Here is a 5,217-nt window from a genome sequence, read left to right as displayed (position 1 = left end):
AGAATAATAAATAAAACCTAAAGATAGGCTAGATTTATTGCTGTGACTGGGTTTTAAGTTTTTGAGCCTTTCTATAAAACTGCGATTTTAATGCTCTACCATAAAACCAACGCAAGAACCAATTTTTCCAAAATATTTATGTATGATTGATTTTCACAACTGATTTAGGATTGCTATATCAAGCTAATAAACCGTTTAAAAGTGAAACTCACCTGTAAATTGGAAAACTGTCCGATTTGTGGAAAAGGGTTGTAGTTGTCCCGACACTATAGTTGAAGCAAAACCATCCAGCGACTAGACTCCTCCATGTATACAACTAATAGACCAAATAAATCCAATTCGCAATTCGCTTTTTCGCCCATTCGCAATTAAACTCAGCCCGACACTAGGGGTGGGGTTTTTACCTACCTTGAGATACAAGGATTTTTTCGCGCCACTTGCGGGCGAGGTTTTGAACATGAAGCTTTTTAATACTCTGGCTGCTTCTTCAGTAGCGCAAATGGTCATCGGATGACGGGTAGAAAACTCGATTTTACCAGGTTGCTTGCCAATGCCAAGTCCGTAGGTTGTCAAATCTAGGTAGGGAACATCTTCCTGAACTAACCTAGCAATCGCCTCATCTGAGAAGAAAACACTCATTTTAGTTTTATGATCGGCTGATAAATAAATAGCTCAATCAAGATTCCCACTCAACCTAATCTCATTCAGTTGTAGGAATTGTAATAATTAATACTATTGTCCCAAATAGTTGGTAAAAAAATAACTTTGTTAATAAAGAATATATACCTCAGTCGCTAAAATTAGTTAAATGCTGAAATTGAAAACTATTGACTTATAATATTAAGCCTGAATTTAGCAATCATACAGATAGTGTAAATTACAAACATAATCCAAAGAAGATTAAGAATGCTAAATTTAGATGCCATTCATTATACAACAATGCAATCAGTTCCATACAGTTATGCTGTGATAGAGAATTTGTTGCCCAAAGCAGCTAGCTTGGAACTTGCTGCCAGCTTTCCCCAGGAACAGTTTCGCTTATCAATGGGGGAAGGATATGGGTATCTTTGGAGTGATATGCTTGCTAGTAATGAGGATATTGCTTTGATGTACAAGTTTTGCGATCGCGCCAGCCCTGAGTTGTCAGATCGTTGGCGCGATCGCATTGCACAAGGAAGATTATCTTCTAATCTTGGTAATAAGAGCAGTATTTGGCGACAAGTGATAGAAGAATTGTGGACACCTGCTTACCGCCAAGCCTTAACACAGATGTCTGGGGTAGAATTGAAAGACTGTGCAATGGTGATTGGGTTTCGTCGATATAATTTAGGTCACTGTCATCGCCCTCATACTGATGAACCATCAAAAGCTTTGACTCATTTGCTATTTTTCAATGAACAATGGTCTATGGATTGGGGTGGTTGTTTGCGAATTCTCTTGGACGAAAAACCAGAATCTGTCTTCCAAGATATTGCACCACTGAACCAGTTTTCGGCTGTAATTGTGCGCTCAGATAATTCCTGGCACATGGTAACTCCAGTAGCATCGACTGCACTACAGTGCCGATTGGCTCTCAGGATTACTTTTTTTCACAATCTTGATGCAGGTGCTTAGTCGATAGTAAAAATCCAATTCCTACACAAAAGGCGATCGCCTCTATTCTCTGGTAATCTTTGTCCCCGATAGTGCCAACGCAAAAGAATCAGCAGTAATATAATTCTAATCTTTCAACATTACACAGGCTTGTTTATAAACTGTTATTGCATGTAATAAAACCTGATTACGCCATGTTAGAGCGGAGGGCGAAAACACTTCTAGCAATGGCTGCTTGGAGGGAGCAAACAAGTTTGTTTGTGCATAGTGATACAGTCGATTCTCGTTGCGTAACGCAGCTAAAACATGGAGCATATTATAGGTGCCAAACTCACACGTAATCCCATCGTAGCGGACACCCTGAAGGCGTTGAGCCAGAGTGCGGGTAAAGCCACCACGGACAAGGTAGCCACCTTTGCGATCGTAACGGCTTTTCAACCTAGAGCCAAACGCACGCTGCGCTCGTGCGACTTGCTCTGGATTAGACTCTCCTTCAAGTAGCAAAGATATCTCGCCAAACTTACCGAGACCACTGTGCAGGTCAACGTGTACAATTCTTTCTCGGTGACTCAGCGTCTTGTCGAGAAATAATAATAGTCGAGACAACCCAAGCTGTAACGATTTACCACCAAAGAATAAACCTTGGGGATATTCATATTGCCCAGTCACCACAGCATTTTTCACGTTCTCGTAGCCATGTTGAAGCACTGCTTGCATGACTTGCAATAAAAAGAAATCCCTTGTTGGTGGCGAAGGTGGATTCAGCAGAGGATCGAGGAGACTATAAGTGGGATGTACGCCTTGATACTCGTTTTCCTCTGCGAGAAAATTACGATTCAGGTCTACGTTTGCGCTATCCACGCGTCGCAGATTTGCCATTCCCCAAGGATTGAGTACATGCAGCCAAAGTGTAGAGATTTCAGGGTTAAGAGACAGCAAATAAAGTTGAGCAGCACTACCAGCAAATCCCTCAATGCCGTGGAGTCCGCTACTAAAGACAAGGACGTGAGGAGACTGGGGGTCTCCCGACCAAGCCCAGTCGATGGTCAGACCATCGCTGACTTCTATAGCTCCGTGTTCTAATAAATGCGTTGTTTTTTGGAAACGTTCTTGAGCTTGGGCGTAGTCTTGAGAAAACCAAAAGTAAATATCATCCATTTTATTCACATTTGATTGTGATAGTTTTGGACTTTAGCTATATTTATACAAGCAATCGTGGATTGTTTGGCATAATGCGATCGCCTCATTAGTACTGACAATATGCCTTAGTACTAAGCTATCACCGTTAAATTCACTAATTAGCAGAGAATTTCGGCGATGTGCGTTAATACCAGACTCAGCTAAGAACTTGACAGCATCAAAAAAACCGCAAGTAACTACAAGCATTGGCACTTTTTGGTCTTCGATTAAAATAACAGGAATATTTGCTAGTTGTAGCTTAAGTCTGGCAATCTCGAAATCTCGTTTTGACGCAAACTCTAGGACAATTGACCGAGGATCGAGTATGGTCGCCTTTGATGTCTTACCATTACCGATTACCGTTCCAATGCGATAATCATTCTGATTATGCCGACACACGATTTGCACTCCTTTATCTTTGGCAACTTGTACTGATTTATAGTGCAAGACTTTTGCCCCGCTGAGTGAAAAGTTGATTGCGGTGTCAAAAGATACAGTCTCAAGAAGTCTAGTGTTTTGGATGAGATTAGGATCAGCGCTGTAAATTCCACTGACATCAGAAAAAATCTCGCAACTTTCAAGTTCAAGTGTTGCTGCTAGGATTACAGCAGTAAAGTCAGAACTGTTTCTACCAAGGAATGTGAGACGATTATGTTCATCGACTGCTTGACCACCAGGAACTACTACAATATCAACTTCTGTCAGTGCTTGTTTTAAAACTGCTCCATCAATTTTTTGGATCGAAGCATGAGAGAAGTTGGAGTCTGTAACAATACCTAGTTGATAGCCAGACAGTACTTTCGCAGAAATATCTGTTGCCTCGACTGCTAAACGAAGCAGATTTGCCCCGATAGTATCAGCAAGTGGAAGAAGTGAGTCAAGCGCTTGTGGTGATGGATTTGTGTTCACTTCCAAAGCGAGTTTATGAAATTCATCCGTCAAACCAGCCATTGCACTAACCACCACTACAAGCTTCTCGCTATCTTGCTCAAGCCGAGATTTGAGAAATGCTGCAATGGTGTTGAAATCAGCACTACGTTGAAAGGTTGACCCACCAAACTTGAGGACGCGGATTTGCATTTTAAATCACCTGCCTTTGAATCATCTCCTCGGCGATTTGGATTGCGTTTAAAGCTGCACCGATCCGAAGATTGTCGGAAACTAGCCAAAACCATCCAGCTTTGGGATTATTGGGGTCAATTCTGATTCGACCAACATGGATATGATCGGGATTATCTATAGTTCGTGGTGTCGGATAACCTTGCGTAGCTTCATCGTCATAAACTGTCACTTCTGGAGCATGACGGAGCAATTCAACGATATCATTGCGATCTAAGTCGCGATCGCATTCAAAATAAACTGCTTCTGAGTGGCAATTAATAACTGGTACTCTGACACAAGTTGCAGAAACGTCTAAGTCCGGACGGTTGAGTATCTTCCGCGACTCCTGAAGCATTTTTTGCTCCTCCAGTGTGAAGTGGTTATCAAGAAGCACATCAATGCTAGGAATGAGATTGAAAGCCAAAGCCACAGGAAAACGCTTTGCTTCTGGTGGTTCTAATGGAGTTTTGATAATTTGTAGAGAACCATTTTTGAGTTCATCAATACCCGTAACACCTCGACCAGAAGCAGATTGATATGTACTGACAATTACTCGCTTCACGCGGTAACTCTGTTCAATCGGCTGTAAAAGCCGTACCAACGGAATTGTTGAACAATTTGGATTAGCTATGATTCCGCTCTTAGGCCGTTCTACTAAAAGATGACGGTTTACCTGCGGCACAACAAGTGGTGTATCGGGGTTCATCCGAAACGCATTGGTGTTGTCAATTACAAGTGCGCCTTGCTCTACTGCCTTGCCGACCCATTCACGACTAATAGGCGTTCCAGCAGCAAAGAAAGCAATGTCAACACCTGTAAAATCAAAGTCCGCCAAATCGCAAACTTCATAATCGTGTCCGCTTACAGTTAAGCTACGACCGACTGAGCGCGATGAAGCAACTAAATGCAAGTTGGAATACTCAAAAGAGCGCTCCTCAAACAGCGATAAGAAAGTAGTGCCGACGATACCTGTGGCTCCGACAATTGCGACACTAGGATTTTTTTGAACAGTTGGCATGGGCTTTCTCCATAAAAACTTTGTAGTGGATAGGATTTTAGATTCAACATCCACAGTTGTTAATTAATTCACATCTTTGAAATCAGGTTAGTTGGAAATAATGACCAGTTTAAATTCACTGCCAGGCTCGCAAGTACGATGAGTGCAACGCCGACTCCTTGTATTGGCTCTAGAATATGCCTGTAGATGACGTAATCACTAAACATTGCACTAGCTGGATTTGCAAAGGTGAGAACTGCGATCGCTGGTGTCGTGAGCTTTTGGTAGGATGAATACATCAAAATGTATACAATACCAGTGTGAATTAATTAACAACTGTGGATGTT

General features: G+C 41.9%; 6 protein-coding genes. 1 reads left to right on the top strand and 5 read right to left on the bottom strand.

The window, feature by feature from the left end:
- Positions 1-294: 294 nt before the first annotated feature.
- Positions 295-639: a hypothetical protein gene (locus tag LC574_RS25490; protein ID WP_229456330.1), complete on the bottom strand. Its 345-nt coding sequence runs from the start codon at positions 637-639 to the stop codon at positions 295-297.
- Between the two features lie 300 nt (positions 640-939).
- Between LC574_RS25490 and LC574_RS25485 the strand changes: the two genes are divergently transcribed.
- Complete coding sequence (locus LC574_RS25485; protein WP_229456329.1) at positions 940-1,614, top strand: 2OG-Fe(II) oxygenase family protein; 675 nt, start codon at positions 940-942, stop codon at positions 1,612-1,614.
- 105 nt (positions 1,615-1,719) lie between these two features.
- Here the strand turns inward: LC574_RS25485 and LC574_RS25480 are convergent, their stop codons facing one another.
- The 4 genes from LC574_RS25480 to LC574_RS39225 all read right to left on the bottom strand — a co-directional run bounded on the left by LC574_RS25480 (position 1,720) and on the right by LC574_RS39225 (position 5,184).
- The gene (locus LC574_RS25480) at positions 1,720-2,751 is read right to left on the bottom strand and encodes a DUF2817 domain-containing protein (RefSeq protein ID WP_229456331.1); all 1,032 of its coding nucleotides are present in this window, start codon (positions 2,749-2,751) and stop codon (positions 1,720-1,722) included.
- Positions 2,752-2,784: 33 nt separating this feature from the next.
- The gene (locus LC574_RS25475; protein WP_229456328.1) at positions 2,785-3,852 is read right to left on the bottom strand and encodes a hypothetical protein; all 1,068 of its coding nucleotides are present in this window, start codon (positions 3,850-3,852) and stop codon (positions 2,785-2,787) included.
- 1 nt (position 3,853) lies between these two features.
- On the bottom strand, positions 3,854-4,891 hold the full coding sequence (locus LC574_RS25470; RefSeq protein ID WP_229456327.1) for an aspartate-semialdehyde dehydrogenase: 1,038 nt from the start codon (positions 4,889-4,891) through the stop codon (positions 3,854-3,856).
- 68 nt (positions 4,892-4,959) lie between these two features.
- Positions 4,960-5,184, bottom strand: a complete 225-nt coding sequence (locus LC574_RS39225) for a hypothetical protein (protein ID WP_368736733.1) — start codon at positions 5,182-5,184, stop codon at positions 4,960-4,962.
- Positions 5,185-5,217: the final 33 nt, after the last annotated feature.

Source organism: Nostoc sp. CHAB 5715, from assembly GCF_020829685.1.
GTDB lineage: Bacteria > Cyanobacteriota > Cyanobacteriia > Cyanobacteriales > Nostocaceae > Nostoc.
This window is presented reverse-complemented; position numbering and strand designations above follow the sequence as displayed.

Bases quoted from the DNA above. Each gene is read 5' to 3' on its own strand.
- LC574_RS25490 (WP_229456330.1), bottom strand. From the start codon at position 639: ATGAGTGTTTTCTTCTCAGATGAGGCGATTGCTAGGTTAGTTCAGGAA.
- LC574_RS25485 (WP_229456329.1), top strand. From the start codon at position 940: ATGCAATCAGTTCCATACAGTTATGCTGTGATAGAGAATTTGTTGCCC.
- LC574_RS25480 (WP_229456331.1), bottom strand. From the start codon at position 2,751: ATGGATGATATTTACTTTTGGTTTTCTCAAGACTACGCCCAAGCTCAA.
- LC574_RS25475 (WP_229456328.1), bottom strand. From the start codon at position 3,852: ATGCAAATCCGCGTCCTCAAGTTTGGTGGGTCAACCTTTCAACGTAGT.
- LC574_RS25470 (WP_229456327.1), bottom strand. From the start codon at position 4,891: ATGCCAACTGTTCAAAAAAATCCTAGTGTCGCAATTGTCGGAGCCACA.